This window comes from Streptomyces sp. NPDC002276 (genome assembly GCF_053891435.1).
This window is the reverse complement of the sequence record NZ_JBSFCQ010000001.1, coordinates 1,039,162-1,062,686: the sequence shown is the minus strand read 5'-3', so window position 1 is coordinate 1,062,686 and position 23,525 is coordinate 1,039,162. Positions and strand designations below refer to the sequence as shown.

Annotated in this window: 22 protein-coding genes; 5 read left to right on the top strand and 17 right to left on the bottom strand. The window is 70.7% G+C overall.

The annotated features are described in order from the left end of the window. Positions 1–31: 31 nt before the first annotated feature. Entirely contained in the window at positions 32–1,267 is a 1,236-nt protein-coding gene (locus ACWIHT_RS04850) for an ABC transporter substrate-binding protein (RefSeq protein ID WP_456164431.1), read from the bottom strand. Between the two features lie 144 nt (positions 1,268–1,411). Between ACWIHT_RS04850 and ACWIHT_RS04845 the strand changes: the two genes are divergently transcribed. After that, positions 1,412–4,108, top strand: coding sequence for an ABC transporter permease subunit (locus ACWIHT_RS04845; RefSeq protein WP_456164429.1), 2,697 nt, complete (start codon positions 1,412–1,414; stop codon positions 4,106–4,108). An 86-nt stretch (positions 4,109–4,194) separates the two neighbouring features. Here the strand turns inward: ACWIHT_RS04845 and ACWIHT_RS04840 are convergent, their stop codons facing one another. Genes ACWIHT_RS04840 through fabG form a run of 5 tightly spaced genes read right to left on the bottom strand, consistent with a single transcriptional unit; the run spans position 4,195 to position 9,666 of the window. After that, positions 4,195–4,989 (bottom strand): SDR family NAD(P)-dependent oxidoreductase, encoded by a 795-nt coding sequence (locus ACWIHT_RS04840; protein WP_456164427.1) that lies wholly within the window; start codon positions 4,987–4,989, stop codon positions 4,195–4,197. 16 nt (positions 4,990–5,005) lie between these two features. Beyond that, positions 5,006–6,214: an acetyl-CoA acetyltransferase gene (locus ACWIHT_RS04835; RefSeq protein ID WP_456164425.1), complete on the bottom strand. Its 1,209-nt coding sequence runs from the start codon at positions 6,212–6,214 to the stop codon at positions 5,006–5,008. After that, positions 6,211–7,650, bottom strand: a complete 1,440-nt coding sequence (locus ACWIHT_RS04830) for an OB-fold domain-containing protein (protein ID WP_456164423.1) — start codon at positions 7,648–7,650, stop codon at positions 6,211–6,213. The genes ACWIHT_RS04835 and ACWIHT_RS04830 overlap by 4 nt, the downstream gene beginning before the upstream one ends. Then, on the bottom strand, positions 7,650–8,897 hold the full coding sequence (locus ACWIHT_RS04825; RefSeq protein ID WP_456164421.1) for an acetyl-CoA C-acetyltransferase: 1,248 nt from the start codon (positions 8,895–8,897) through the stop codon (positions 7,650–7,652). Before ACWIHT_RS04825 ends, ACWIHT_RS04830 begins: the two co-directional genes overlap by 1 nt. 22 nt (positions 8,898–8,919) lie before the next feature. Next, positions 8,920–9,666: a 3-oxoacyl-ACP reductase FabG gene (fabG, locus tag ACWIHT_RS04820; RefSeq protein ID WP_456164419.1), complete on the bottom strand. Its 747-nt coding sequence runs from the start codon at positions 9,664–9,666 to the stop codon at positions 8,920–8,922. A 113-nt stretch (positions 9,667–9,779) separates the two neighbouring features. Here fabG and ACWIHT_RS04815 point away from each other — a divergent pair, with 113 nt between their 5' ends. Continuing rightward, positions 9,780–11,006 carry an acyl-CoA dehydrogenase family protein gene (locus ACWIHT_RS04815; protein ID WP_456164417.1) on the top strand — a complete coding sequence of 409 codons (1,227 nt, stop codon included), beginning with the start codon at positions 9,780–9,782 and terminating at the stop codon, positions 11,004–11,006. A 204-nt stretch (positions 11,007–11,210) separates the two neighbouring features. Here the strand turns inward: ACWIHT_RS04815 and ACWIHT_RS04810 are convergent, their stop codons facing one another. Both ACWIHT_RS04810 and ACWIHT_RS04805 read right to left on the bottom strand, forming a co-directional pair. Further along, positions 11,211–11,786 carry a DUF2889 domain-containing protein gene (locus ACWIHT_RS04810; protein ID WP_456164415.1) on the bottom strand — a complete coding sequence of 192 codons (576 nt, stop codon included), beginning with the start codon at positions 11,784–11,786 and terminating at the stop codon, positions 11,211–11,213. Continuing rightward, positions 11,783–12,610 carry an enoyl-CoA hydratase-related protein gene (locus tag ACWIHT_RS04805; RefSeq protein ID WP_456164413.1) on the bottom strand — a complete coding sequence of 276 codons (828 nt, stop codon included), beginning with the start codon at positions 12,608–12,610 and terminating at the stop codon, positions 11,783–11,785. Before ACWIHT_RS04805 ends, ACWIHT_RS04810 begins: the two co-directional genes overlap by 4 nt. 167 nt (positions 12,611–12,777) lie before the next feature. On the opposite strand from ACWIHT_RS04805, the gene ACWIHT_RS04800 reads away from it, so the two are divergent. Both ACWIHT_RS04800 and ACWIHT_RS04795 read left to right on the top strand, forming a co-directional pair. Further along, the gene (locus ACWIHT_RS04800; protein WP_456164411.1) at positions 12,778–13,578 is read left to right on the top strand and encodes a FadR/GntR family transcriptional regulator; all 801 of its coding nucleotides are present in this window, start codon (positions 12,778–12,780) and stop codon (positions 13,576–13,578) included. A gap of 114 nt (positions 13,579–13,692) precedes the next feature. Beyond that, on the top strand, positions 13,693–14,874 hold the full coding sequence (locus ACWIHT_RS04795; RefSeq protein ID WP_366495198.1) for an amidohydrolase family protein: 1,182 nt from the start codon (positions 13,693–13,695) through the stop codon (positions 14,872–14,874). Between the two features lie 33 nt (positions 14,875–14,907). Here ACWIHT_RS04795 and ACWIHT_RS04790 read toward each other — a convergent pair whose 3' ends face one another. From ACWIHT_RS04790 to ACWIHT_RS04765, 6 genes are read right to left on the bottom strand one after another with little or no spacing between them, the layout of a single operon-like run. Beyond that, positions 14,908–16,032 carry a serine hydrolase domain-containing protein gene (locus ACWIHT_RS04790; RefSeq protein WP_456164409.1) on the bottom strand — a complete coding sequence of 375 codons (1,125 nt, stop codon included), beginning with the start codon at positions 16,030–16,032 and terminating at the stop codon, positions 14,908–14,910. Beyond that, complete coding sequence (locus ACWIHT_RS04785; RefSeq protein WP_456164407.1) at positions 16,025–17,476, bottom strand: class I adenylate-forming enzyme family protein; 1,452 nt, start codon at positions 17,474–17,476, stop codon at positions 16,025–16,027. Before ACWIHT_RS04785 ends, ACWIHT_RS04790 begins: the two co-directional genes overlap by 8 nt. Positions 17,477–17,480: 4 nt before the next feature. Beyond that, the gene (locus ACWIHT_RS04780; RefSeq protein WP_456164405.1) at positions 17,481–17,903 is read right to left on the bottom strand and encodes a MaoC/PaaZ C-terminal domain-containing protein; all 423 of its coding nucleotides are present in this window, start codon (positions 17,901–17,903) and stop codon (positions 17,481–17,483) included. Beyond that, positions 17,900–18,352, bottom strand: a complete 453-nt coding sequence (locus ACWIHT_RS04775; protein ID WP_456164403.1) for an FAS1-like dehydratase domain-containing protein — start codon at positions 18,350–18,352, stop codon at positions 17,900–17,902. Before ACWIHT_RS04775 ends, ACWIHT_RS04780 begins: the two co-directional genes overlap by 4 nt. Positions 18,353–18,367: 15 nt before the next feature. Next, the gene (locus ACWIHT_RS04770) at positions 18,368–19,213 is read right to left on the bottom strand and encodes an enoyl-CoA hydratase-related protein (RefSeq protein WP_456164401.1); all 846 of its coding nucleotides are present in this window, start codon (positions 19,211–19,213) and stop codon (positions 18,368–18,370) included. 4 nt (positions 19,214–19,217) lie between these two features. Continuing rightward, positions 19,218–19,718, bottom strand: coding sequence for a PaaI family thioesterase (locus ACWIHT_RS04765; protein ID WP_456164399.1), 501 nt, complete (start codon positions 19,716–19,718; stop codon positions 19,218–19,220). A 146-nt stretch (positions 19,719–19,864) separates the two neighbouring features. Here ACWIHT_RS04765 and ACWIHT_RS04760 point away from each other — a divergent pair, with 146 nt between their 5' ends. Then, positions 19,865–21,061, top strand: coding sequence for a CaiB/BaiF CoA transferase family protein (locus ACWIHT_RS04760; protein WP_456164397.1), 1,197 nt, complete (start codon positions 19,865–19,867; stop codon positions 21,059–21,061). Between the two features lie 5 nt (positions 21,062–21,066). On the opposite strand, the gene ACWIHT_RS04755 is transcribed toward ACWIHT_RS04760, so the two are convergent. From ACWIHT_RS04755 to ACWIHT_RS04745, 3 genes are read right to left on the bottom strand one after another with little or no spacing between them, the layout of a single operon-like run. Beyond that, positions 21,067–21,822, bottom strand: coding sequence for an SDR family NAD(P)-dependent oxidoreductase (locus tag ACWIHT_RS04755; RefSeq protein ID WP_456164395.1), 756 nt, complete (start codon positions 21,820–21,822; stop codon positions 21,067–21,069). After that, positions 21,822–22,334 (bottom strand): nuclear transport factor 2 family protein, encoded by a 513-nt coding sequence (locus ACWIHT_RS04750; RefSeq protein WP_456164393.1) that lies wholly within the window; start codon positions 22,332–22,334, stop codon positions 21,822–21,824. The genes ACWIHT_RS04755 and ACWIHT_RS04750 overlap by 1 nt, the downstream gene beginning before the upstream one ends. Then, on the bottom strand, positions 22,331–23,509 hold the full coding sequence (locus tag ACWIHT_RS04745) for an acyl-CoA dehydrogenase family protein (protein WP_456164391.1): 1,179 nt from the start codon (positions 23,507–23,509) through the stop codon (positions 22,331–22,333). The genes ACWIHT_RS04750 and ACWIHT_RS04745 overlap by 4 nt, the downstream gene beginning before the upstream one ends. Between the last annotated feature and the right edge of the window lie 16 nt (positions 23,510–23,525).

The following is a 23,525-nucleotide window of genomic DNA, read 5'->3' as shown; positions in this document are numbered from 1 at the left end:
GTCGGACGGAGTTGACGCGGGTCGGCTGAAGTCAGCCGTGCGACGCGGCCGTCAGCACCTTGCGGACGTCGACGAAGGTCGACCCGGCCTTGGCCCACTCGATCTTCCCGTCGCGGATGACGAGTTCGGTGGCGGTCGTGTTGTGGATGCGGTCGAGTCCCTTGATGGGCAGGGCAGTTGACGCCTTCCAGTTCAGTGGCGGGGTCAGGCCGCCGGTGTCGATGCCGGAGGTGGTGTTGAGTTCCTGCACCAGCGCCTTGGCCGTGATCGTCGGCAGGTTCTTGGCGGCCTCGGTGAACACCTTGAAGGCCACCCAGGTCGTCGCGTTGGCGCCGTTGGTGGTGTCGATGTCCTTGCCCTTGGCCGCCGCGACGAAGTCCTTCCAGACGGCGTCGGAGGTCGGCGGGTAGTAGCCGGTGATGGCGGCGCCCTCCAGCGGGCTGCTGCTTCCGCCGGTGCTCGCGGCCAGTTGGGGCGTGAGGTTGCCGACGACGCTGGCGAGCTTGGTCTTGTCGCCGGACTGGACGTACGACTTGACGAACAGGTCCGAGGCGGTGCCCAGGATGACGCTCACGCAGTCGCTGCCCTTGGTCGCGGCGACCTGCGGGGCGAGGTCGGTGGCGGTGAGCGGCACCTTGAGGTCCTTGGGCGCCGCCCCTCCGGCGGAGACCGCGCCCAGGGTCAGGAACTGCGAGACGACAGCCGCCGCGGCGACGTCGTACCGGACACCGGTGATCTTCTTGCAGCCCTGTTCCACCAGTTGACGGCCGTGGGCGGCGAACACCACCGGGGTGCCGCCGTTGACCGGGAAGGACAGCGGGTTGGAGAACTCCGCCGCGGAGACTCCGGTCCCGCCGATGTACGGGATGCCCGCCTTCTGGAGGATGGGCATGTAGCGGTCCCCGGAGAGGCTGTAGGAGCCGACGACCGCGGTCACCTTGTCTGCGACGGCCTGCTGGGCGCACTTCTCGGCCTCGTCGGGGTCGCCCTTCTCGTTGCAGAACTCGACCTTCAGGGGCCCGCCCTTGATCCCGCCGTTGGCGTTGACCCACTTCTCGTAGGCCGTGGCGGTGAGGTGGATACCGGGCTGAGCGCTGCCCTGGGTGTTCTCCGGGGCCCAGACCATCACCTTGACCGGGGTGCCCTTCAGGGACGAGGTCTCGGCAGAGCTGTCGGCCGCCTTTCCGCCGCATCCTGCGGCGAGCAGGGCTCCGGTCACCGCGAGCGCGCTCGCTGCGGCAGTTCTGCGTCGGCGTGAGTCGTTCATGGTCCCTCCACGGGGCTCGCGCCCAAAGTGGGCGACGTCGAGATGCCGAACAGCATGGGGTGCGTTTTGGGGTTAGTGAAGTACTCTCGGCACAATTATTTAAATGAATACACCTTCTGACCCCACTCCTGGGAGGTTCCTCGGATGGACGACGTCCTGCGCTTCGCGCTGCTCGGCCTGGGGCTCGGCGCCCTCTACGCGCTCACCGCGCACGGCATCGTGCTGGTCTACCGGGGCTCCGGTGTCCTGAACTTCGCGCACGGCGCGATCGGTATGGCCGGCGCCTACGTCCAGTGGGAGCTCACCGTCAACCACGGCGTGCCGTACTGGCCCGCCACCGCGTGCGGTGTGCTCACCTCCGCGCTGCTGGGCCTGCTCACCCACCTGCTGGTGATCCGCCCGCTGCGCAGGGCGTCCACGCTCGCCCGGCTGGTCGGCACCCTCGCGGTGTTCATCGTCCTCACCGCGATCGCCGTCAAACGCTACGGCGACAGCCTGCAACTGGTGCCGGGCAAGCTGCCCACGCGGCTGCTGACGATCGCCGGGGCGACGGTCTCCGAGGACCGCGTGTGGCTGCTCGGGATCGCGATCGCCGTGACCGTCGTGCTCCATCTCCTGTACCGGCGCACCCTGTTCGGCCTGGGCACCACCGCCGTCGCCGAGAACGAGGCGGCCGCCGCCGCGCTCGGCTGGTCCCCCGACGTGATCGCCGCCGGCAACTGGGCCCTGGGCTCCGCACTCGCGGGTCTCACCGCCATCCTGATCGTGCCCGTGATCGGCCTCTCGGTGACCGGGCTGACCACACTGCTGCTGAGCGCGCTGGCCGCCGCCCTCGTCGGCAGGTTCTCGTCGTTCCCGATCACACTGGCGGGCGGGCTGGTCATCGGGGTCGCGCAGTCCGAGCTGACACGCTTCGGCTCCGGCGTCACCGGACTCGCCTCGTCGGTGCCGTTCCTCTTCATCGCCCTGGTGCTGGTCGCCCGCGGCCGGGCGCTGCCGCTGCGGGGCACGTTCCTCGACCGGCTCCCGGCCCTGGGCACCGGCAGGGTCCGCCCGATCCCGCTCACGCTGGCCGTCGTCGTCGGGCTGGTGCTGGTGAGCCTGTCGACACCGCTGTGGGCCGACGCGATCACCAGCACCCTGGTGCTCTCCCTGATCATCCTGTCCGTCATCGTGGTCACCGGCTACGCGGGCCAGGTCTCGCTCGCCGCCTACGCCCTCGCCGGGACCGGTGCCTTCATCGCCGGGCACGCCGCCGCGGACTGGGGCTGGCCCTTCGAACTCGCCCTGCTGGCAGGCGTGTTGGGCACCGTGCCGATCGGCCTGCTGTTCGCGCTGCCGGCCGTGCGCACGCGCGGGGTCAATCTCGCGATCATCACGCTCGGCCTCGGCACCACCCTGGAGGCGATGGTCTTCCAGAACACCGACCTGTCGACGACACCCGGCAGCGACGGCATCGCGGTGGGCAAGCAGACGCTCTTCGGCATCAGCATCTCCGGGGTCGACCACCCGCAGCGCTACGCCGCCGTGGTCCTGGTCCTGTTCGTCGCCGCCACGCTCGTCGTCGCCAACGTCCGGCGCGGCAGGACCGGCCGCCGGCTGATCGCCGTACGGGCCAACGAGCGCGCCGCCGCCGCGCTGGGCATCGACGTCCGCGCGGCCAAGCTCTACGCCTTCGGCCTGTCCTCGGCCATCGCCGCGCTCGCCGGAGTGCTCACCGGCTTCCGCTCCACCTCGGTGGTGTTCTCCGACTTCGCGAGCTTCGACTCCGTCACCGCGCTCGGGCTCGCCGTCATCGGCGGGGTCGGCTTCCTCGTCGGCCCACTGTTCGGCGCCACGTTCGCCGCGGGCACGGTCGGCGCCCGCTTCGGGGACCTGGTGCTGCCCGGGCTGAGCGAGTGGATGCCGCTGATCGGCGGGATCGTCCTGGTGCTCACCCTGGTGGGCAACCAGGACGGCATCGGCAAGGAACTCGGCAAGCAGGCCAAGGGACTTGAGCGAAAGCTGCGCCCGCAGCGCTCCATCGCCGCACCCGAGGAAGAGCCGGGCCCCCTGCCGGACGTACCGCGCGCCACACCCCTCCCCCTGCATGTGCACGACCTCACGGTCCGCTACGGCGGTGTCGTCGCCGTCGACGGACTCTCCCTGGACGTCGAACCGGGCAGGGTGGTGGGCCTCATCGGCCCGAACGGTGCCGGAAAGACCTCCGCGATCGACGCCGTCACCGGCTTCACCCGGGCCGCGTCCGGCAGCGTCCTCCTCGGTGAGCGGGACGTGACCCGGGTGCCGGTGCACCGGCGGGCCGCAGCGGGGCTGAGCCGGTCCTTCCAGTCGCTGGAGCTGTTCGAGGACATGACGGTCCTGGACAACCTCTACGCCGCCTGCGAGCGACCGGGCCGCTGGACCTGGCTCACCGACCTGGTCCGTCCCGGGAGCCGTCCGCTGCCCGCCCATGTGCTCGTCGCCGTACGGGAGTTCGGGCTGCGGGACAGCCTGGACCGGCCGGTGGGCGACCTGTCGTACGGCGAGCGGCGGCTGCTCGCGATCGCGCGCGCGGTGGCCGCGTCACCGTCCGTGCTGCTGCTGGACGAACCGGCGGCGGGGCTGTCCGACGAGGAGACACGGGAACTGGCCCACCTGGTGCGGCGGCTCGCCGAGGACTGGGGCATGGGCGTGCTGCTCGTCGAGCACGACGTCGACATGGTGATGAGCGTCTGCGACCAGGTCGTGGTGCTGGACTTCGGCCGCCGGATCTGCGCCGGCACCCCGGACGAGGTGCGCCGTGACCCGGCGGTCCGGGCGGCCTACCTGGGCGATCTGGAACCGGAGACGACGGCCTGAGAGCGGACGGCACCGGGGCAGCACGACAGGACCGGTCCGCAGCGCGAAACGCCGCGGGCCGGTCGAACGACTCGACCCTCGCTACGTCACGCCTCGCGCAGGTCCGCCACATACGGCTGGTGGGACAGGAGTCCGCCGTCCACCCTCAAGGTGTGTCCGGTGATGAAGGCGGACTCGTCGGAGGCGAGGAAGACGACCGCCGAGGCGACGTCCTCCGGCTGCCCCAGGCGCGGGGTGAGGTGATGGCGGAGCATCTTCTCCCGGATCGCCCCGTGCGCCGAACCGGCGCTCGCCGGTGTGACGATGAACCCTGGGGCGATGGCGTTGCAGCGCACGCCCTGCTTGCCGTACTGCGTGGCGACGTACTGCGTGAGGTTGATGAGGGCGGCCTTGGAGGCGCCGTACGCGGGGTTGCGCAGATCGCCCGCGAGGCCGGCTCCCGACGAGGTGTTGATGATCGAGCCGGCGCCGCGCGCGATCATGTGCGGGACGGCGGCCTGGATGGCGACCATCGTCCCGCGCAGGTTGATCCGCATGGTGTCGTCCCACACCGCCGGGTCGGCCTCCAGGATCGCGAGGTCCTTGCGGGCGGCCAGGTGGGTGGCCGCCGCGTTGTTGTGCAGGACGTCGAGGCCGCCGTAGACCTCGACCGCCGTGGCCACCATGGCCTGTACGGAGTCGATGTCGCCGAGGTCGACGGGGACCGCCGTGGCGGACCCGCCGACGGCGCGGATCTCCTCCGTCACCGTCTTGGCTCCGTCGAGGTTCAGGTCGGCGACCACGGTGTGCGCGCCCTCGGCCGCCAGGCGGCGGGCGGTGGCGGCGCCGATGCCGGACGCGGCTCCGGTGACGATCGCGATCTTGTCGTCGAGTCGTCCCATGACTCAACCACCTTTCTCAGTCGGTGAGTTCGCTGCCGACGACCGACACGAACGAGACGCACTCGCCGGGTCCGCCGCCGAGGTTGTGGGTGAGGGCGAGGGTGCGGCCCTCGGCCACGGACGCGACCGTCCGCTCGGGCGGTGCCTCGCCACGCAGTTGGAGCCAGGCCTCGAACATCATCCGCAGGCCGGAGGCGCCGATCGGGTGACCGAAGGCCTTCAGGCCGCCGTCCGGGTTGACCGGCAGTGCGCCGTCGAGGTCGAACGCGCCGCTGGTGACGTCCTTCCAGGCCTGTCCGCGCGCGGAGAAGCCCAGATCCTCCATGAGCACCAACTCCGTTGGTGTGAAGCAGTCGTGGACCTCGGCGAGCGCGAGTTCGGCGCGCGGGTCGGTGATGCCCGCCTGCCGGTAGGCCTCCTGGGCGGAGACGACGACCTCGGGGAAGGTGGTGAAGTCGTAGTCCGGGTCGAGGAGTCCGTCGGCCGGTCCCGCGACCAAGGACAGGGCCTTCACGAAGATCGGCTTGTCGGTGTACCGGTAGGCGTCCTCGGCCCGTACGACGATCGCCGCCGCCGATCCGTCGGAGACCCCGGAACAGTCGAAGACGCCGAGCATGCCCGCGATGATCGGCGCCGAGCGGATGCGCTCCAGCGGCACCTCCTTGCGGAACTGGGCGCGGGGGTTGCGGGCGCCGTTGGCGTGGTTCTTCCAGGCGATGCGGGTGATGACGTCCTTCAACTCGTCCTGTTCCAGGCCGTACTTGGCGGCGTAGGCGGGGGCGAGCAGGGAGAAGTTCGCGGGCGCGGTGATCTCGCCTCGGCTGTCGTCGCCCGCGCCCGGCATCGTGGTGCCCGAGAGCCCGGACATGCCGGAGTCCTTGAGCTTCTCGACACCGACCGCCATCGCCACGTCGTAGGCGCCGGAGGCCACCGCGTAACAGGCGTTGCGCAGCGCCTCGGAGCCGGTCGCGCACATGTTCTCCAGGCGGGTGACCGGCTTGTACGGCAGGTGCAGGGGGCGGCTGAGGGTCAGTCCGGAGACTCCGGACGCCTGGGTGCCGAGCCAGAACGCGTCGATGTCGTCGAGCGTGATGCCGGCCGAGGTGACCGCCTCGCCCACGGCGTCGACCAGCAGATCGTCCGCCGAGCGGTTCCAGTGTTCGCCGAAGGGCGTGCAGCCCATGCCGACGATCGCGACCCGGTCCCGGATTCCGTGCGAGCTCATACGCCTGTCCCCTCGGTCTCGCCCGTGCGTACCGGCCGGGCTTTCCAGAAGTAGTTGTGGACGCCGGCGGCGGTGACCGTGCGCCGGAAGGTCATCTCGACCCGGGCGCCGATGACGGCGTCGGCCTCGGTGGCGTCGGTGAGCTGACAGCGGAACCTGCCGCCACCGTCGTAGTCGACGACCACGACGAGCATCGGCGGGCTCGGGGTGTGTGCCAGCCGGTCCACGGTGAAGGTGGCGACCGTGCCGGGCACGTGTTCCATCGGCTCGTCGGTCATGGCGTCGATGCTCCGACAGGACACGCACACCCGGTCCGGTGGCAGGTGCCGGGTCCCGCACTTCTCGCAACGGGAGGCGACGAAGCCGTACTTCCAGCTGTTGCGGCGGTGCGCGGGCGGGGCGTAGGGCGGCTCGGGGTCCGGCCGACGGGGTGGTTCGCGGTCGAGGAGGCCGCGCCAGGAGAGGTAGGTGGCGTACGGCATGGGTGCGCTGCCCGCCGCGATCTGCGCGGCGATCGGGCGGGCGGCGCGGTGCGCGGGGAGAGCGTCGGTGGTGCGCAGCAGCAGGACTCCGGCGCCGTCGCCGAGCACGACGAGGGCGATGATCCGGCCGGGTTCGGCACGGTCGAGGACATCGGCGAGGAGCAGTCCGGGCTGTGCGGTGCCGGCGTTGCCGATCTCCGCGGCGAGGTCCGGGGTCGCGGCCTCGGGCCGTACGCCCGTGGTACGACGGACCGTGGCGCACGCGCGTGCGTGCAGGCCGGAGACGATGAAGTGGTCGATGGCGGCGCGGTCCAGGCCAGCCTGGTCGAGGGCGGCGGTCAGCGCCTTGTCGGCGAGGGACACGTAGATCTCCTCGGCGAAGCGCTCCTCCCAGACGCGGGACGCGGGTGCGCCGGGCAGCCGCCAGCGGTCGAGGATCTCGTCGCTGACCGTGTCCTGGGCGAGCAGCTCCGCGATCACGGGGGCGCCGTTGCGGTGTCCACCGAAGGCGAAGGCCGCCGCGCCGTCGCCGCCCGCGCTCTCCTCGCCGCCGCCGGGCAGGCCGGTGCGCAGGTCGGACAGGACGGCGAGGGTCGGCACCGGGGAGCGGGCGGCGGTGACCAGCGCGCCGAGGCCGGAGCGGACGGAGCCCGCCATGTCGGCGGCGAGGACGTGCGGGTCGAGGCCGAGTGCGGCGTGGACGGCGGTCGCGTTCGTCTTGTCCAGGTAGGCGGGCGCGGCGGTGGCGAGGAACAACTGCCCGATGCGGGTGCGCAGTCCGTCTCTGGCCAGGGCGTTGCGGGCCGCCTCGACGGCCATCGAGGTGGTGTCCTCGTCGTAGCCCGCCACCGCGCGCGTGCCCCGGGCCGCGCCCGTCCCGAGGGTGGCGGCGATGTCGGCCCGGGCGAGGCGGTGGTACGGCACGTAGGCGCCGTATGCGATCAGTCCGGCCATCAGCGTCCTCCATTGGCGTCGGTTGCGGGCGTCCGTTCGAAGACGGCGGCGAGGCCCTGGCCGCCGCCGAGGCACATGGTCTCCAGGCCGAACCGGGCCTGGCGGCGGTCGAGTTCGCGGAGCAGGGTGGCGAGGATGCGGCCACCGGTGGCGCCGACGGGATGACCCAGCGAGATGCCGGAGCCGTTGACGTTGAACCGCTCGAAGTCGGCCTCGGTCAGGGCCCATTCGCGGGTGCAGGCGAGTACCTGGGCGGCGAAGGCCTCGTTGAGTTCGATGAGGTCGATGTCGGCGAGCTTGAGGCCCGCGCGGTCAAGTGCCTTGGCCGTGGCGGGTATCGGGCCGATGCCCATCGTTTCCGGCGGTACGCCCACGACGGCCCAGGAGACCAGGCGGGCCAGCGGGCGCAGGCCGAGTTCGGCGGCGCGCTCGGGGTGGGTGACGACGCAGAGGGCGGCACCGTCGTTCTGTCCGCTGGCGTTGCCCGCGGTGACGGTCGCCTCGGGATCCTGCCGTCCGAGTACGGGACGCAGGCTCGCGAGTTTCTCCAACGTCGAGTCGGGGCGCGGGTGTTCGTCGGTGTCGACGACGATCTCGCCCTTCCGGGTCCGTACGGTGACGGGCACGATCTCGTCGGCGAAGCGGCCCTCACGTTGGGCGGCGACCGCCTTCTCATGGGAACGCAGGGCCAGTCGGTCCTGCTCCTCGCGAGGGATCGTGTACTCGCGTCGCAGGTTCTCGGCGGTCTCCAACATGCCGCCGGGGACAGGGTGGTTGACGCCCCCGGAGGTGACCCGGCCACGGGCCAGCCGGTCGTGCAGGGTGGTGCCCGCGCCGCGCACACCGAAGCGGACGCCGGTGGTGTAGAACTCCGCCTGGCTCATGGACTCCACGCCCCCGGCCAGCACGAGGTCGCTCGCGCCGGTCTGCACCTGCATCGCCGCCGTGATGATCGCCTGGAGTCCCGAGCCGCAGCGGCGGTCGATCTGGAGCCCCGGCACCTCCACCGGCAGACCGGCGTCCAGGGCGGCGACGCGGCCGATGGCCGGGGCCTCGCCGTTGGGGTAGCACTGGCCGAGGAGGACGTCGTCGACGGCGGCGGGCGGGATACCGGTGCGGTCCAGTACGGCACGTACGACCGCAGCGGCGAGTTCGGTCGCGGGCACGTCGCGGAAGACGCCTCCGTAGCCGCCGACGGGGGTACGCACGGGTTCGCAGATCACCGCGTCACGTAGGAGGGCGGGCATCAGCCATGCCTTTCATGAGGGGTCACATGTACCGGCCGCCGGTCACTTCGAGGACGGCTCCGGTGACATAGCTCGCCATGTCGGAGGCGAGGAAGAGGACGGTCTGGGCGACCTCGGCGGGTTCGCCCGCGCGGCCCAGGGGGATCTCGGCGAGCTTGGCGTCCCAGGCGGCGGGTGGCATCGCCTCGGTCATGGCGGTGCGGATCAGGCCGGGCTGTACGGCGTTGACGCGGATGCCCGCCTTGGCGAGTTCCTTGGCGGAGGCCTTGGTGAGGCCGACGAGTCCGGCCTTGGCGGCGCTGTAGTTCGTCTGGCCGAAGTTGCCGACCTTGCCGGCGATGGAGGAGATGTTGACGATGCTGCCGCCGAGTCCGTGCGCGCGCATCGCCTCGGCGGCGTACCGGGTGCCGTTCCAGGCACCGGTCAGATGGACGTCGACGACCGCGCGGAAGTCCGACACGGCCATCTTGCGCAGGGTCGCGTCGCGGGTGATCCCGGCGTTGTTGACCATGACGCCGACCGGGCCGAAGGTGTCGGTGCAGTGGGCGACCAGGGCGGCGACCTCGTCCTCGTCGGTGACGTCGCAGCGCAGGGAGGTGGCGGCGACACCGTTCTTGGCAAGACGTTCGGCGGCTTCGGCCGCGGCGACCTCGTTGATGTCGCCGAGGACGACTGACGCCCCCGCGGCGCCGAGTACACCGGCGATCTCGAAGCCGATGCCCTGTGCGCCGCCGGTGATCACCGCGTTGCGGCCGTCCAGCAGTCCCATGTCAGCCCGCTCCCACCTCGATGCTATTCCTCTCAAATAGATAACCTATTATGCTGAAACAATCAATACAGCGACCGGCTGGGCGAGCGGGTCCGGGCGAGGGGAGCACACGGGTGGACATCAGCTATCCCGCGGAGACCGAGACGTTCCGCACCGAGGTCAAGGGGTTCCTCGCCGAGGCGCTGCCGCCGGACTGGAAGGGCATCGGCGCCCTCGACGAGGAGGCCGCGTGGGCCTTCGCCCGGGACTGGCGGCGCCTGCTCGCCGAGCAGCGCTACCTCTCCCTCACCTGGCCGGAGCAGTACGGCGGGCGCGGCCTGTCCAAGCTCCACCAGATGGTCCTGATGGAGGAACTCGCCCTGGCCGGTGTGCCGTTCGGGCTGCCGCAGGACACGTTCGGCGTGAAGATGCTGGCGAACACGCTGCTGCGCTGGGGCACGGACGAGCAGCGGAGTCACTTCTTGCCCCGCATCCTCGGCGGCGAGGACACCTGGTGCCAGGGCTACTCGGAGCCCGACGCGGGCTCGGACCTCGCCTCACTGACGACACGCGCCGTCCGCGAGGGCGACGAGTGGGTGATCGACGGCCAGAAGGTGTGGACGTCCGGCGCCCACCACAGCGACTGGATCTTCGTCCTGGCCCGCACGAACCGCGAGGCCTCCAAGCACCGCGGCATCTCCTTCCTCCTCGTCCCGCTGGACCAACCCGGCGTCGAAGTCCGCCCGTTCCGCATGATGAGCGGCCAACTCCACTTCAACGAGGTCTTCTTCAACGGCGCCAGGACCCGCGCCGACCTGGTCGTAGGCGGCGTCGACAACGGCTGGACGGTCGCGCAGAGCCTGCTGGGCGTGGAGCGCGGGGAGGAGGCGGCGACCAACCCGATCCTGTTCCGGGCCGAGGTGGAACGCCTGGTGGAACTGGCCCGCCTGTACGGCAGGGACCAGGACCCGGTCATCCGGCAGCGGATCGCCTGGTGCTGGTCCAAGGTCGAGATCATGCGTTATCTCGGCTACCGCGTTCTCACGGGCTGGCTCAAGGGCGCCGAGCCGGGCCCCGAGTCGTCGATCGCCAAGCTGTACTGGAGCGAGTACCACACCAAGGTCACCGACCTGGCGATGGACATCATGGGCCTGCACGGCCAAGTCCCGGTGGGCCGACCGCCGTTGCGCACCTACCGCACGGACGACCCCGGCGCCGCGAACTCCTCGGCATCCTGGTCCACGACGTACCTGATCGCCCGCTCCGGCACGATCTACGCGGGGACGTCGCAGGTGCAGCGGAACATCCTCGCGGAGAAGGTGCTGGGACTGCCGCGGGAGCCGAGGGCGACGGCCGGTTAGGGGCGGTTCGGCTGGGGCGGACCAGGTTGCCACCGTGTCGGCCGGTTCGATGCGGGCCACGTCGAGAGCGCGATGACGACGATGCCACGAGGCAGGTCCGCGCCGCGAACCCTGTCGCCCGGCCGGGCGGAATCCGTATCCGCGCGGTTGGCGTCGGCCACCCCCGCCCCGATCTTCGCGCAGCCGCCCCTCAGCCCCGCCGACTCACTCCCGCGTCTCGAACGTCCCGAGTTCCGGTACCGGACGCGGCCCGGACCCCGGGCGCCAGCCCGCGTCGAGTTTGCGTAGGCCCACGCCGTCCGGGGCCCAGATGTGGCAGCTGTTCAGCACCCCGGCCGTGGCGCGCGGACCGTTCGCGGGTTCGCCCGCGTCACGGCGGCGCGCGTTGGCCGACATGGCCGCCTGAACCACCGCGGGGCCGAGGACCCGGGTCAGTTCGTAGAGGTGGGAGCAGCCGGAGACACCGCGGAAGCGCTCCTGGATCGCCCGGTTGTATCCGGCGGTGACGCCGAGGCCGATCAGGCCGTCGAAGACCGGGGTGATCAAGGGGCACTCGGCGTGCGGAAACGTCAGCATGTCCGCGTCGGCGGCCACGACGGTCATGTCCGCGAGGCGAACGCGCACCGCCAGCACCATCCGGTGGACGTCGGCCGCCGTCGGCTCGGCCCACGGCCGCTCGTCGCGCAGTTCCGCCTCTACGGAGATCTCGTCGCCGCCCGGCTCCTGGTAGGCGGTCACGGTGATCGTGCGGCGGTGCAGCGGGAGTTCGGCACGGCTCACGACGAGGCCTCCGCCGGTTCCGGCACGTTCTCCCCCAGCCCGGCGAACTCCGGCGACCGGCGCTCGATGAAGCTGCGCACACCCTCGCGGTAGTCCGGCGCGCGCTTCGCCGTGGCCAGCAGCGCGGCGGCGGTTTCCCGGCTCTCGGTGAAGCTCCTCGCCTGGTCGTCGGCGAGCTGCCGTTTGATGAGGGACATCGCGTACGGGCTGGCCGAGCGGGCCAGTTCCGTGGCGTAGGCGAGCGCCGCCGGGAGCAGTTCCTCGGGCTCGGCCAGATAGTTGACCAGGCCCATCTCACGCGCCTCCGTTCCGGTGATCCGGCGTGAGGACAGCAGCAGGTCGCTCGCGTTGCCGTAGCCGACGAGCCGGGGCAGGAGCCAGGACACGCCGTCCTCGGCGACCAGGCCGCGGGCGCTGAACGCGGCCGCGAACTTGGCGCCCGGGACGGCGAACCGCACGTCGCACATGAGGGCCTGGTTGAAGCCGATGCCGGCACAGGCACCGTTGACGGCCGCGACGAGAGGCTTGGGGAACGACATCGGCCGGGTGCGTGGTGGCAGCCGGTCGGTGGGCCACGGGCGCGCGCCCGAGGAGGCGCCGTCCAGTACGCCGATGTCCATGCCCGGGCAGAAGCTGCGGCCCGCGCCGGTAAGGACGACGGCCCGTACCGCCGGATCCGCCTCAGCACGGTCGAACAGCTCGTTGTAGAGCAGCTCCATCTCCAGCGTCCAGGCGTTGTGCCGCTCGGGCCGGTTCAGGGTGAGCAGCATGACCCCGTCGTCGGTCAGCTCGCTGAGGATCACCGGGGTCGCCTGCTCGGTCATCGCGGTCACTCCCAGAGCCAGTTGGCTTTATAGCTAGATGAATCATCTATATACCCAACAGCGCCCACGGCGCCAGATCAGGTCCCTCCAGGAGAAGATCACCCAACCCTTGACCTGGTACCCTCGATGCACTAAGACGATTCATTTTGCTATATGAGGAGCCCACCGTGGCCGAGGCAGCCCGCGCAGAAACGCCGATCGTGCCCGTCCCCTCGCGCGCCCGCGTGGGACGCCAGGTGCGCGTCCCGAAGACCGCCGAGCTGGTCGCCGCACATCTGCGCCGCCAGATCGTACGGGGCGAGCTGAAGCCCGACGACGCCCTGCCGCCGGAGTCGGGGCTGATGGAGCAGTTCGGCATCTCGCGGCCGACGCTGCGCGAGGCGTTCCGCGTCCTGGAGTCGGAGTCGCTGATCACGGTGCGCCGCGGCGCGCACGGCGGCGCCCGCGTGAGCGCCCCGGACTCCGACGTGGCCGCCCGCTTCGCCGGTCTGATCCTGGAGTACCGCGGCGCCACCCTGGGCGACGTCTACCGCGCCGCGGCCCTCATCGAGCCGCCGTGCGTACGTCAACTGGCCGCCAAGCACACGGCGGACGACATCAAGCGGCTGCGCGACGCGGTGGCGGTCGAGAAGACCGTGCTGGAGGACCCGCTGGGTCTCGTCGAGGCCCAGGACACCTTCCACGCCCTGCTGGTCGAGCTCACCGGCAACCAGACGCTGATCCTCCTGTGCGGCATGCTGCGCAACATCATCGACCGGGCCAACGCCTCGTACACCGCGGCAGCCACCGACGCCGAGACCCAGAAGGCACAGGCCCTCAAGGGGCACCGGGCCCATGTACGGCTGGTCGGTCTGATCGAGTCCGGCAAGGCGGACGAGGCCGAGAAGCTGTGGCAGCGCCACATCAACGGCGCCGACGACGTGGTGAACGGCGCCGGACCGAAGACGGTGCTCGAACTCATCGACTGACCGGACCGCCGAGCGTTCGCCGAGCCGTTTCCGTCGTCACCCCTTGCGTCTCCGAAATAGTTAGATAATTATAGGAGGCGTACTGAATAGACCCGGGGTCCGGAGGCGACGGCCATGGCCGAACAGCGCAAGCGAATCTTCGACTGCGACCAGCACATGTACGAGGAGCGGGACTCCTTCACCCGCTACCTCCCGAAGGAGTTCCTCGGCCAGGCGGTCGCCCCGGTGACACTCCCGGACGGCCGCGAGGTCATTCTCGCCGGCGACCGGATCGTGGTCTGCCTGGAGCCGGAGTTCGGGCAGGTCTACCGGCCCGGCTCGCTCAAGGAGATGCTCAAGGCGATGGCCTCGGGCAACCCCGACGAGACGTACCAGTTCGAGCCGATGCACGAGTCGTACCAGAACCGCGAGGCCCGGCTGCGTGTCATGGACGAGCAGGGCCTGGACCAGACGATCATCTACCCCGGCGGCTGGGCGTTGGTCGCCGAGGAGTACGTACAGGGCGTCGAGCCGCTCTACGCCAACTACCACTCGTTCAACCGCTATATGAACGAGGTGTGGGGCTTCAACCACCAGGACCGCATCTACTCCCCCGCCCTGCTGTCCCTGCGCGATCTGGACAGCGCGGTCAAGGAGCTGGAGTACGTCCTGGAGCGGGGCGCCCGGTTCATCATGCTGCCGACCGGGCCGCAGTACGGCCGCTCACCGGGCGACCCGTACTTCGACCCGTTCTGGAAACTGGTCAACGAGGCCAAGGCCAGCGTCTGTTACCACATCAGCGAGTTCTACTACAACTCGAACGTCGCCCCGGCCTGGGGCCATGACGCGAGCCCGATCCACTTCCGGATGTCCGCGTGGCAGTGGATGAACACTTACGGCCAGCGCCCCATCGAGGAGACCCTGTCCGCGCTGATCTTCGACAACCTCTTCGAACGCTTCCCCGACATCAACGTCCTGGTCTCCGAGTTCGGCGCCGAGTGGGTGCCGCACTTCGTCCGGCACATGGACAAGAGCCGTGGCATGGGCCGCAACGGCCCCTGGATCGGCGGGCAGTTGGCGGAGCGCCCCAGTCAGGTGTTCCGTAAGCACATCCGTGTGGTGCCCTATCCGGAGGACGACATCCCGAGCCTGGTCAAGCGGCTCGGCTATCACGAGTCGATCGTGATGGGCTCGGACTTCCCGCACGCGGAGGGCATCGCCAACCCCGCCGACTACCGCAAGCTCCTCGCGGAACTCGACGAGTCGGTGCAGGACGACATCATGTACAACAACGCGCAGCAGCTGATCAGCCGCTGACCCTCGAACGCCCCAGTCTGGCGGCGGATTTGGTCAACCGACCAGGTCCGCCGCCAGATTCGCGATATTGGTGAGCAGCGCCGTGCCCCGCCGGGAGTGGTCGTAGCCGGAGAGCGGATAGCCGTTGCTCAGACAGGCGAAGGACAGCCCGGACTCCGGGTCCATGAAGCCGAGTTGGTAAGCGGCTCCCGCGCTGCCGAAGAGCGACGGCGAGCCGGTGGAGGGCAGTTGACTGCCGGCGTCCGGCCCCGCCACCGTCACGAACAGGCCCATGCTGGTACGTCGGCTGCCGCCGCCCCCGTAGATCTGCTCCCCGTAAGGGAGTTGGGTGAAGCGGATCCGCGTGCCCTCCGCCACCGCCTCCGGCTTCCACAGGCCCGAGTGCTCCAACGCCTGGAAGTACAGGGCGACATCGGCGGCGGTCGCGACCAGGGCGTGGCTGGGCTCCCCGGCTGCCAGGACGCGGGGATCGGAGAGGTACCAGGGTCCCCAGGGGTCGGGTTCCTGGGCGTCGTCGGTGCGGTCGGTGGCGATAGTCGGTGCGACGGTGCCCGGTTGGCGCTCGACGGGGACGCCGAGTTCGATCGAGGACAGGCCCAGCGGCTGGGCGATCCGCTCGCGAAGGTACTCGGCGAAGGGCAGGCCCGTCCGCCGCTCGACAATCTCGGCGATCAACCAGGCGGCGGCGGTGAGATGGAACTGGAAACGGGTGCCCGGCGGGGTGTCGAGCCGCCAGCGCCCGAAGGCCGCGAGCCGCTGCTCGCGGTCCAGCATCTTCGGATAGCCGAGGGGTGCGAAGGGGAAGCCGGCGGTGTGCGTGAGCACCTGCTCGACCGTCACCGCATCCTTCCCGTTCGGTGCGAACTCCGCGATGATCGCGGCGACTTGCTCGTCCAGACGCAGCAGACCCTCGCCGAGCAGCTTCCACACGACACCGGCGACGATCGACCGGCCGACGGACTGAAGGACGTATCGGGTGTCCGGACCCGCGTCGCCCCAGGTCTCGAACGCCACCAGGCGACCGCCCCGGGCGACGGCAACCTGCGCGGACGGCAACGGCCCGTGCTCGACCTCCAGCCGGATCCGGCGCAGCAGGACGTCCAGTCGGTGCGGGTCCACGCCCACGCTCTCCGGGTCGACGACCAGGTGGTCAGTCATGTGCTCCTCCTTGGCCGGGCTCGCGCAGCAGCCGCCGTACGACCTTGCCGTTGGCGTTGCGCGGCAGGTCGTCCACGACCCACCAGCGCACGGGGACCTTGAATCCGGAGAGCCGGCCGCGGACGTGTGCCCTGAGCGCGGCCGGGTCCGGTGGGGCGTCGGGGTCGGTCGGCACGACGAAGGCGACGACGGTCTGGCCGAGCCGTTCGTCGGGGGCACCCGTGACCGCCACGTCCGCGACGCCGGGATGCGCGGCCAGGACGGTCTCGACCTCCAGCGGATGGACGTTCTCGCCCCCGCGGATGATCATGTCGCTGCCCCGGCCGTACAGGTAGAGGTAGCCGTCCGGTGCCACCCGGCCCAGGTCACCGCTGTGCAGCCAGCCCTCGGTATCGATGCGGAAGAAGTGGTCGGCGCGGGCGTGGATCTCGCCGATGCCGTCGGGTCCCGTGTCTCGCACCCGCAGTTCGACGCCGGGGGCGGGCCGCCCCACGGATCGCAGCAGTTCGGAGCGTCCGGCGACCGCTTCGCGGTGTTCCTCGGGGGTGAGCACGCTGATGGGCGAGCCTTCGGTCTGCCCGAACATGTTGAGCATGCGGACGCCGGGCATCGCCTCGTACGTCCGCCGCAGGGTGCCGGGGCGGATCGGGGCGCCGCCGTACTGGAGGACCCGCAGCGTCCCGTGGTGTGCCTGTCCTGCCGCCAGCAGGGTCTCCAGCATCGCCGGGACCATGCTGGTGTGGGTGGCGCCGAGTTCGCGCAACTGGGTCCAGCCCTCGACGGTGAAGCGGGGCAGGCCGGTGATCAGCGCGCCCGCGGCGAGGGCGACGGCGAGATTACCGAGGCCCGCGATGTGGTGGAAGGGGGCGCTGCCGCCGTAGAAGCTGTCCGGATCGAGCGTGCAGAGACGGCCGTTGACGCGGGCGCGGGCAGCCAGGCGGCGTTGGGTCATACGGACGGGTTTGGGGAGGCCGGTCGTGCCGGAGGTGTGCAGGACGGCGGCGAGGTCGTCCGGTTCGGCGGTCAACGGCCTTGTGCTCGGGCGCAGTTCGGGGACGACGACGGCACGGCGGCCGGACAGTCGGGCGACCTCTTCGCCGAGTCGCGCGAACTCCGGCTGTACGACGACGAGTTGAGCCCCGGTTGCCTCGACCACGGCCGCGGTCTCGTACGGGGTCATACGGACGCCGAGCGGGGCGAGCGGGTGACCGGAGCCCGCGCCGCCGATCACCAGCGCGAAGGCGTCGGCGGAGGTGGCGGCCAAGGCCGGTACCGGGGAGCCGAGTTCGAGGCCGAGGGTGTCCAGCCAGTCGGCGGCGCCGGACGCCCGGTCGAGGAGTTCGTGTCCGGTCCAGGTGAGGTCCCCGAAGCGGACGGCGGGACGCGAGTGGTCGTAGGCGGCGGACACCATCGCCGTCCAGGTGAACTCCGCCTCGGCGCCCACCGGTTCAGGGCTCCAGTAGGGCCGAAGCGGTACCGGTGACCACCTCGGCGCCGTCCTGGGTGACGGTTCGCAGCGAGAAGTGGGCGACCGGTCCGTCCAGTGTGTCCTCGACGGACTCGACGGTCGCCGTGGCGGTCAAGGTGTCGCCGGGCCACACCTGGGCCTTGAAGCGCACCCCGAAGGTCAGCAGCGCCTCCACGCCGACCCAGTCGGTCAGGACCCGTCCCGTCATGCCCATCGTGAGCATTCCGTGGGCGAACACGCCCGGGTAGCCCGCGACTTCGGTGGCGAACCGCTCGTCGGTGTGCAGCGGGTTGTAGTCGCCGGACGCGCCGGCGTACTGCACGATCCGGGTCCGCTTCAGGTCGTCGACCAGCACGCTCTCGCGCGTCTCACCGACCTTGACGTCGTCCGCGTTCAGGCTCATCGGGCGTCCTTACGGGTTGCGGGGCCCTCGGGCACGACGGCCACGGTGCGCGCGCTGACGACGGGTTCACCGGCGGCGTCCCGGTACTCGGTGATGCGCTCGCTGAAGAGAAGTCGGCCCGTACGGCCCTCCTTCTCCCAGCTGCGGCCGGGGACGGTGGCGGCGTACAGGGTCTCGCCCGCGCGCACCGGCCGGTGGTACTCGAAGTGCTGCTCGGCGTGCAGACCGCCACCGCCCTCGGGCATCACGCCCGGTCCGGCGCCGGACCCGAACCACTCCTCGCCCGGCTTGGGCCGCAGCCGGTAGTCGGGGTCGTGCTGGGCGCTCGCCATGGTGAAGGTGGGCGGCGCGAGCGCGCTCTCGCCGACATAGGACGGGTTCTCGTCACCGACGGCCCGGGCGAACATCAGGATGTGCCCGGCCTCGACCGGGAAGGGCTGCCCTGTCATCTTCCAACTCCTCGGTCAGTACGGCAGGAACGCGTCACGGGTGGCCTCGTCCGGGTCGAAGTCCGGGGGCAGTCCCTCGAACTTGGGCTCCCGTTTCTCCACGAAACTGGCGACCCCCTCGCGGAAGTCCGGCGAGCCCGCGAAGAACTCCATCGCGGAGTAGGAGCGGGCGAGCGCGTCGGTGAAGGGCCGGTCGAGATCGCCGTACACCTGATGGCGTACGACGGCCATGGCGCGGGGTGAGCAGTTGCGGGCGATGTCGCGGGCGTAGGCGCGGGCGGCGTCGAGCAGGTCTTCCGGCTCAACTACCCGGCTGACGAGGCCGAGTTGCTTCGCCTCGTCGGCGTCGAAGACCCGGCCCGACAGGAGGAGGTCGAGGGCGTTCTCCAGGCCGATGACGCGCGGCAGGACGTACGGGAGGTTGTACTCGCCGGCGAGGCCGCGGCGGGTGAAGGCGGTGGTGAAGCGGGCGCCGCGGGCGGCGAAGCGGACGTCGCAGATCAGTGCCTGGACCAGTCCGATGCCGGCGCACGCGCCGTTGACGGCCGCGATGAGGGGTTTCGGGAGGGTCCGCCTGCTGTACATGGGCACGCGGGCCTGGAGGTTGAGGGACTGGCCGGGCTGCGCGTTCTGTTCCAGACGCTGGACATCCATGCCCGGGCAGAACGCCCGGCCGGCGCCGGTGATGATCACGACGCGGACGGCGGGGTCGGCAGCGGCCTCGTCCAGGAGCGCGAAGAAGCGGCGCTCCATGGGGATGCTCCACGCGTTCTTGCGCTCGGGCCGGTTGAGAGTGACGGTGGCGACGCCGTCCTCGTCGACCTCGTACAGAACCAGGTCCCGGTCGGGTTCGTCGGGCATCGCGTCACTCCTCGGTCAGCTCTGTCAGCGGTTCGATGGGTTCACCGACGCCCGGGCGCTCGCCGGAGATGGTCACCACGACCTGCCCCCGGGCGCAGACGACCCCGTCGGTCATCACGTCGACGTCGGCGAAGTGCAGCCTGCGGCCCCGGCGGACGCAGCGCGCGTAGGCGACGGCCTCCGGACCCCGGGCGGGTGCGAGGTACTGCACCGACATCGAGACGGTGCTGAGCCGACTCCCCTTCTGGAAGTCGTGCCCGGCGATCACGGCTCCCGCGCCCGCGGTGTCGATGAGCGCGGAGAGCACTCCGCCGTGGAACACGCCTTCGTGGGCGGTGAGTTGCTCGGCGTAGGGCAGGACGACCTCGACGCCGTCGGGGTCCCAGCGGACCATCCGCAGCCGACAGAGGCGGTTGAACGCGACGCCGCGCTCCCAGCGGGCCCGGAACCACTCGCGGCGTTCGCGCTGTTCCTGGTCGGTGAGGGGTCTCGCCGCGACGGTCATCCGCACGCCCTCCGGTCTCGGCCGGTCAGCCGATCCATATAGTTACATGAATTGGATAGTTGAAGCAATCACACGAGACGCGACCAGCGCGCCAGATGTATTATTTATATAACTCATTCGATGCCTGTGAACAGAGGGAGACCTCGATGCCGTCGACCGCCCTGGCCGGGATCCGCGTCCTCGACCTGTCCCGCATCCTCGCGGCACCGCTGGCCACCCAGATGCTGGCCGACCTCGGAGCCGAGGTCATCAAGGTCGAGCGGCCCGGCACCGGCGACGACTCACGGACGTACGGTCCGCCCTTCGCCCCCGGCACGGACGCCGCGGCCTTCTACCACTCCTGCAACCGCAACAAGCAGTCCGTGACCGTCAACCACGCGACCGCCGAGGGGCAGGAGCTGATCCGCACGCTCGCCGCACGCTCGGACGTCCTGGTCGAGAACTTCCGCGCGGGAACACTGGCGAAGTATGGCCTCGACCACGAGAGTCTGCTGGCGCTCAACCCACGCCTGGTCTACCTCTCGGTCACCGGCTTCGGCCAGACCGGCCCGTACGCCGGGCGCCCCGGCTACGACGGCATCTTCCAGGCCATGTCCGGCATGATGAGCGTCTCCGGCCACCCCGACGAGCCGATGAAGGTCGGGGTCAGCATGGTCGACATCCTCACCGGCCTGTACGCCTCCACGGCCGTCCTGGCGGCGCTACGGCACCGGGACGCCACCGGCGAGGGCCAGTTCGTCGACCTCTCCCTGCTGGACTGCGGGCTGGCCTCGCTGTCGCACTTCGCGATGAACTACCTGGTCTCTGGCGAGGTTCCGCGCCGGCGCGGCAACGGCGGCTACGGCGGAATCCCGTCCCAGGCCTTCCAGTGCGCGGACAAGCCGCTCTTTCTGGTCGCGGGCAACGACAAGCAGTTCGCCGCGTTCTGCGCGGCGGCCGACCGCACCGACCTCCTCCAGGACCCGCGCTTCGCCACGACCTCCGCCCGGATCACCCATCGGGAGGAGATCCTGCCGGTCCTCGAAGACATCATGCGCACCCGCACCCGGAACGCGTGGCTGACCCTGCTGGACCAACACGACGTGCCCGCAGGCCCGTTCAACGAGTTGCCCGAAGTCTTCGCCGACCCCCAGATCCAACACCGGGGGATGCTGGTCGAGATCGAGGACCCGCTGTCGGGCCGGCTCCCACTGCTCGCCAATCCGATACGCCTCACGGCGACCCCGGTGGACGGCTATGCCCCGCCGCCCACCCTGGGCGAGCACACGGCCGAAGTCCTGGGCAGGCTGGCGGAAGTGACGGAGAATCAGCTCGCGGGACTGCGCGCGCGGGGTGTGGTGTAGCGAGGTCACCCGATGAGGGTGCGGCCGCCCTCCAACATCAGTGTCGCGCCCGTCAGATAGGCCATGTCGTCGCTCACCAGCGCGGCCACCGCCCGGCCGATGTCCACCTCCGGGTCACCGAGTCGGCCGAGCGGGATCTCCCGCGCCAGTTCCTCCGCCTTCTGCGGATGCGCGGCGAGATAGTCCTCCGCCGCCGGGCTGAGCGCGGCCGGGCAGACGACGTTCACCCGGATCCCGTAGGTCCCCCACTCCCGCGCGGCGACCCGGCTCAGCCCGCGGATCGCCTCCTTGGCCATGGCGTACGCAGCGAAGGTCGCCTCGCCCTGCACAGCCGCCGAGGAACCCAGGTTGACGACACTGCCCCGGCTCTCCCTCAGGTGAGGCAGAGCGGCCTGCATCGCGTGGAAGACGGCCAACGGCCCGCTGCGGTAGGTGAGTTCGACATCGTCGTACGACGTCTTCTCCAGCCGTCGCTGCACCGAAGACTGGGCGTTGTTGACGAGCACGTCGAGGCCGCCGAACTCCCGTACCGTCTCGGCCACCATCCGGTCGACGTCGTCCCGCTCCCCCACGTCCCCGACCACGGTGTACGCCCGCCCGCCGCGCTCGACGATCTCCTCGGCGGTGTCCTTCAGCTTGCTCTCGGTGCGGCCGGTGATGACCACGGCCGCGCCCTCGGCCGCCAGCGCCAGGGCGATGCCACGGCCCACGCCCTGGCCTCCACCGGTGACCAACGCCGTCCTGCCTGACAACCGTGCCATCACGTCTCCTTCCAGAAAGCCGTCCATGAGGGGAAGGCATCGGGGAGCGCCGGTTCTCCCGCGCCCTCCCACCCGTTGAAGCCGACGGCCTGCGGCCGGTCGGTCACGTCGGCCGCGTACCAGTGCTGTTCGCGGCGCCGGGAGAAGTACCAGTCGCCGTCCACGCGCGCGTAGTCGTCGAAGTAGCAGATCGCCATCACGATCCACCGGTCGCCCACCTCGTGCTCGGCGCGGCAGTAGACCGCTCCGGTCGCGGTGTCGCGGCCGGTGAACTCGACGCGGTGGCCGCAGATCTGGTGCACCGAGCGGTGGAAGCCGCGCACAAGGGGCTCGATGTGCTGCCGCAGCACCTCTCGCCCCTGCCCATGGCGGCCCATGTCCACGTCGGGGCGGAAGCAGCCGACCCAGGCGTCGAGGTCACGGGAGTCGACGGCCAGGGCGTAGCGGATGGGCAGTTGCTGGATGGCCTGGTGCGACTCGACGCGGTCGAGGCGGTCCTCGATCGAGGTCATGGGCGTGGCTCCTTGGGCAGACCGAGGAGCTGTTCGCCGATGATGTTGCGCTGGATCTCGCTCGAACCGCCGTAGATCGTCTCCGCGAGGGAGAGCAGGAACGAGCGCTGCCGGGTGTCGAGTTCGTAGTCCTCGCCGACGATCTGTCCGGCGGGTCCGGCCAACTCCATTGCCAGGTGGCCGAGTTGCTGGTGCCGTGTCGAGGCGTACAGCTTCGCCGTGGTGGCCTGCGCGCCGGGTGTGCGGCCCGCGGTCAGTTCGGCGAGGGTGCGCAGATTGGTGGTGCGCATGATGCGTACGGAGATCCAGGCGTCCAGGATCCGGCGGCGCAGCATGGGGTCGTCCAACGCGCCCCGCGCACGGGCCAGTTCGATCAGCGCCTCGGCCTCGCGCTCGAAGCCGAGCTGCTGGGGCAGCAGGGTCGTGCCGCGTTCGATGCCGAGGGTGGCCATCGCGGTGCGCCACCCCTGGCCGACCTCGCCCACGGCCATGTCCGCCCCGGTGCGCGCGTCGGAGAGGAAGACCTCGGCGAACTCGTCCTGGCCCGCGAGGTTGCGGATGGGGCGGATCTCCACGCCGGGTTGGTCGGTCGGGAGGAGGAGCAGGGTCAGGCCTTTGTGGCGGCGGGAGTCGGGGTCGGTGCGGGTGAGGACGTAGAGCCAGTCGGCGTGGATGCCGAACGAGGTCCACACCTTCTGCCCGTTGACCACCCACTGGTCGCCGTCGCGCTCGGCTCGGGTGCGGACGGACGCCAGGTCGGAGCCCGCGCCGGGTTCGCTGAAGCCCTGTCCCCACAGTTCCTCGACGGCGAGGATCGGCGGCAGGAAGCGCTTCTTCTGGGCCTCGTCGCCCATCGCGAGGAGCATCGGGCCGAGTAGGTCGAGGGCGTTGACGGTGGCGCGGTAGGGGGCATTGGCGCGGGCGTACTCATACTCGAAGACGATCTCCTCGATCAGTCCGAGGCCGCGTCCGCCGTACTCCTTCGGCCAGCCCACACCCAGCCAGTTCCCGGCCGACAGCTCGCGGTCCCAGGCGAGGCGAACGTCCCAGGCGGCGCCGTCGGTGGGGCCGCCCACGCCCCGGTGCGCGGCGAACTCCCCCACGAGGTGGTCCGCGAACCAGTCCCGCAGTTCGTCGCGGAAATCGCGTACGGCGGGCCCGAAGTCCACTTCCATGTCTGCTTCTCCTGGG

Bases quoted from the DNA above. Each gene is read 5' to 3' on its own strand.
- ACWIHT_RS04795 (WP_366495198.1), top strand. From the start codon at position 13,693: ATGGCCGAACAGCGCAAGCGAATCTTCGACTGCGACCAGCACATGTAC.
- ACWIHT_RS04825 (WP_456164421.1), bottom strand. From the start codon at position 8,897: ATGCCCGCCCTCCTACGTGACGCGGTGATCTGCGAACCCGTGCGTACC.
- ACWIHT_RS04780 (WP_456164405.1), bottom strand. From the start codon at position 17,903: ATGAGCCTGAACGCGGACGACGTCAAGGTCGGTGAGACGCGCGAGAGC.
- ACWIHT_RS04840 (WP_456164427.1), bottom strand. From the start codon at position 4,989: ATGGGACGACTCGACGACAAGATCGCGATCGTCACCGGAGCCGCGTCC.
- fabG (WP_456164419.1), bottom strand. From the start codon at position 9,666: ATGGGACTGCTGGACGGCCGCAACGCGGTGATCACCGGCGGCGCACAG.
- ACWIHT_RS04830 (WP_456164423.1), bottom strand. From the start codon at position 7,650: ATGGCCGGACTGATCGCATACGGCGCCTACGTGCCGTACCACCGCCTC.
- ACWIHT_RS04760 (WP_456164397.1), top strand. From the start codon at position 19,865: ATGCCGTCGACCGCCCTGGCCGGGATCCGCGTCCTCGACCTGTCCCGC.
- ACWIHT_RS04835 (WP_456164425.1), bottom strand. From the start codon at position 6,214: ATGAGCTCGCACGGAATCCGGGACCGGGTCGCGATCGTCGGCATGGGC.
- ACWIHT_RS04805 (WP_456164413.1), bottom strand. From the start codon at position 12,610: ATGACCGAGCAGGCGACCCCGGTGATCCTCAGCGAGCTGACCGACGAC.
- ACWIHT_RS04850 (WP_456164431.1), bottom strand. From the start codon at position 1,267: ATGAACGACTCACGCCGACGCAGAACTGCCGCAGCGAGCGCGCTCGCG.
- ACWIHT_RS04755 (WP_456164395.1), bottom strand. From the start codon at position 21,822: ATGGCACGGTTGTCAGGCAGGACGGCGTTGGTCACCGGTGGAGGCCAG.
- ACWIHT_RS04790 (WP_456164409.1), bottom strand. From the start codon at position 16,032: ATGACTGACCACCTGGTCGTCGACCCGGAGAGCGTGGGCGTGGACCCG.
- ACWIHT_RS04770 (WP_456164401.1), bottom strand. From the start codon at position 19,213: ATGCCCGACGAACCCGACCGGGACCTGGTTCTGTACGAGGTCGACGAG.
- ACWIHT_RS04745 (WP_456164391.1), bottom strand. From the start codon at position 23,509: ATGGAAGTGGACTTCGGGCCCGCCGTACGCGATTTCCGCGACGAACTG.
- ACWIHT_RS04750 (WP_456164393.1), bottom strand. From the start codon at position 22,334: ATGACCTCGATCGAGGACCGCCTCGACCGCGTCGAGTCGCACCAGGCC.
- ACWIHT_RS04765 (WP_456164399.1), bottom strand. From the start codon at position 19,718: ATGACCGTCGCGGCGAGACCCCTCACCGACCAGGAACAGCGCGAACGC.
- ACWIHT_RS04845 (WP_456164429.1), top strand. From the start codon at position 1,412: ATGGACGACGTCCTGCGCTTCGCGCTGCTCGGCCTGGGGCTCGGCGCC.
- ACWIHT_RS04775 (WP_456164403.1), bottom strand. From the start codon at position 18,352: ATGACAGGGCAGCCCTTCCCGGTCGAGGCCGGGCACATCCTGATGTTC.